Annotated in this window: 1 protein-coding gene and 1 pseudogene; one reads left to right on the top strand and one right to left on the bottom strand. The window is 70.7% G+C overall.

The window, feature by feature from the left end; translation table 11 throughout:
* A pseudogene (locus ELR45_RS34930) lies at nucleotides 1-1,963 on the top strand (hypothetical protein); the annotation flags it as partial.
* Here ELR45_RS34930 and ELR45_RS10325 read toward each other — a convergent pair.
* Nucleotides 1,964-2,745: helix-turn-helix transcriptional regulator (locus ELR45_RS10325; RefSeq protein ID WP_205856337.1), on the bottom strand; the 782-nt coding region annotated here is incomplete at its 5' end.

The following is a 2,745-nucleotide window of genomic DNA, read 5'->3' as shown; positions in this document are numbered from 1 at the left end:
CCGGGATTTCGACGTCGCTGAGCATCGGCGCAAGGTGGACGAGTTCCGCGTCGCCGACGAGGCCCTGCTCAAGGCCGGCGCCGGCCGCGTGCTGCGTTCCCGTGCCGCACGCTTCGCGGAGGTGACCGAGGAGTTCGAAGGTCAGGCCGACGTGGTGGCCGGCGCGGCCGGCCAAGGCGGTGGTGAGGCTCCGCGAACCCCCCGGGAACTGCTGGAGACCGCGCAGGAGGTGGCCCTGGCCGCGGTGCCATGCTGGGTGATGTCGCCGTTGAACGTGGCCGGCGTGCTGCCGCCTCGTCGCCTGTTCGATGTGGTGATCATCGAGGACGCCGGCCGGGTCACGCTGTCGCAGGCCGTGCCCGCCATCGCGCGCGGGTCGCGCGTCGTGGCGGTCGCCGACGATGAAGTCGCGCTGACGTCGTTCGCCACGGCCGTGGAACCTGCGCCCGACCCCGACGAGCAGGAAGGCCCGTGGTCAGGCGAACCGCCGTCCTCCGTCGCCGATCTGCTCCGCGACGTCCTCCCGGTGTACGGGCTGCGTGGCCAGTACCGTTTCCGGGATGATCATCTGGTTGGGTTTGCGGCCAGGGTCAGCTACGCCGGGCGCATCACGACGGTGCCGAGCGCCGGCGGAAACCCCAGGGTCAAGCTCGAGCTGGTGGAGGCGCCCGCCGGGGGAGACGATCCGGTCGACAGCTCGTCTGCCGAGGTGACCCGAGTCGTCGACCTGGTGATGGAGCATCTCCGGGTTCGGCCGCACGAGAGTCTCGGCGTCGTGACCCTCGGGCCGCGGCATGCGGAGCGTCTGGACGCTGCCCTGCGCCGGGCGCTGGTACGGGCACCCGACGTGGCCGGATTACTGCGCGAAGGGCGCAGCGAGCCGTTCTTCGTGAAGGACGTCGAACGCGTGGGCGGCGACGTCCGTGACGCGATCGTCCTCAGCCTCGGCTACGGACGGTCGGTGGACGGCAGGATTCTGTACCGGTTCGGTGCTCTGGGCCGCCCCGGTGGTGAGCGACGGCTGGCATCGGCCACGACCCGGGCGCGTGAGCGGCTGACCGTCGTCTCGACGTTCGGCGCCGAGGATCTCAGCCCTCGTCGGCTGACCACTCCTGGCGCCCAGGCGCTTGGAGAGTTCCTGACTTACCTGGAGCGAGGGCCGCGGGCGTTCGATGACGGTCCGGCGCCGGGCGCCGATGCGTTGGCGGAAGCCTTGGCCGAGCGGTTGCGACAGGCCGGCGCGTCGGTGGAGGTCGGCTACGGCGGTCCAGGCGGCCTACCGGTCGCGGTCCGCCATCCGGTGCGCAGCGATCGGATGGTTCTGGCGGTCGAGACCGATGCTCCGGACGGCCCTGCGAGGCTCCCCGCTCGAGAGCGTGAACGACTCCGGCCGGCCCAACTCGTCCGGCTCGGGTGGTCGGTTCACCGGGTGTGTGCGGAAGCCTGGGTGGCAGACCCCGACGCCGAGGCCAAACGCCTCGTCCAGGCGTACGAGGACGCGGTAGCCGCCGCCGACGCGTACGACTGGGCCGTGGCGGCTGCGGAGGCCGACGTGGTGGCCGGCATGCCAGAGGAGCCCGCGACCGGTCAGGCACGAAAGACTGGGGCCGATGGGGTCTCCGACGGCGCCCCCTCGCGCCCCGATGGGCCGGAGGGCGAGAGTCAGGACTCCGACACCGCGGACGACGCAGCGCAGGCATCCGAGACGGAGGCCGCACCCCAGCGTCAAGGGGTGCGGCCCGACGTACCTGCGGGATGGACGGTCTCCGACTATACGGTCCGGGAACTGTCCGCGGTGGCGCGCTGGGTGGAGTCCGACGGGGTCGCTCGTAGCGAGGACGACGTCGTCGATCTGGCCGCCGTGGAATTGGGGCAGTCGATGGACGACGACCGGACTCGGGACATCCTGCGGCATGCCGTGCGCGTGGCACGGGCGGGTGCACATCCGCAGCGTCCGGAATGATCAGGCAGGAGTCTTCCGTGCCGCCCTGGCGTAGCGGTCGGAGAGCGTACGGAAGTGCTCGACCAGCTCGTCCGGCTCGATGACCTCAAAGTCCACGCCGAGCAACGCGACGTAGACGGCAAGCCGCTCCAGCGAGTCGTTGGAGGTGCTCAGGATGCACGTCCGCTCGTCGGCTCTCTCTAGTGTGCCGACCGCGGCCGTGATCCGTTCCCGCATCGGCTCGATCGGGGCGTGCAGACGCAGCTTCGCGTGGTACTTGCGTGGCGCGACGGAGACCTGTCGGGATACGTAGTCACCGATGTCGTCGTCGGGGAGATCTCGCGGCGTGAAGCGGGCGCCGACCGGGGTGCACGCGGCGACCCGGTCGGCTCGGAATGTGCGCCAGTCGTTGCGGTCGAGATCCCACGCGACGAGGTACCAACGTCGCCCCCACCGGACCAGCCGGTAGGGTTCAGCAGCTCGTCTGCTGCCTTCGCCGCGATGGTTCCGATACTCGAACCGCACCCGTTCCTGATCCCGGCAGGCTAGCGAGAGGGTCGCCAGAGTGTGAGAGTCCACAGTCGGCGCCGGAGTGTCGTAGGGGATGGACACAGTGTGGCTGTGCAGGGCGTCGATGCGGCGGCGCAGCCGGGGCGGCAACACCTGCTCCAGTTTGGCCAGTGCGCGCACCGATGTCTCCTCGATGCCCTCGACGGTCCCCGTGGCCGCGGTACGCAGCCCGATGACCACGGCGACCGCCTCTTCGTCGTCGAGCAGCAGAGGAGGTAGGTCAGCACCGGCGC

The organism is Phytoactinopolyspora endophytica (genome assembly GCF_004138495.1).
Classification (GTDB): Bacteria; Actinomycetota; Actinomycetes; order Jiangellales; family Jiangellaceae; genus Phytoactinopolyspora; species Phytoactinopolyspora endophytica.
Note: the sequence above shows the minus strand (reverse complement) of the source record. Positions and strands in the feature narration are given on the sequence as shown.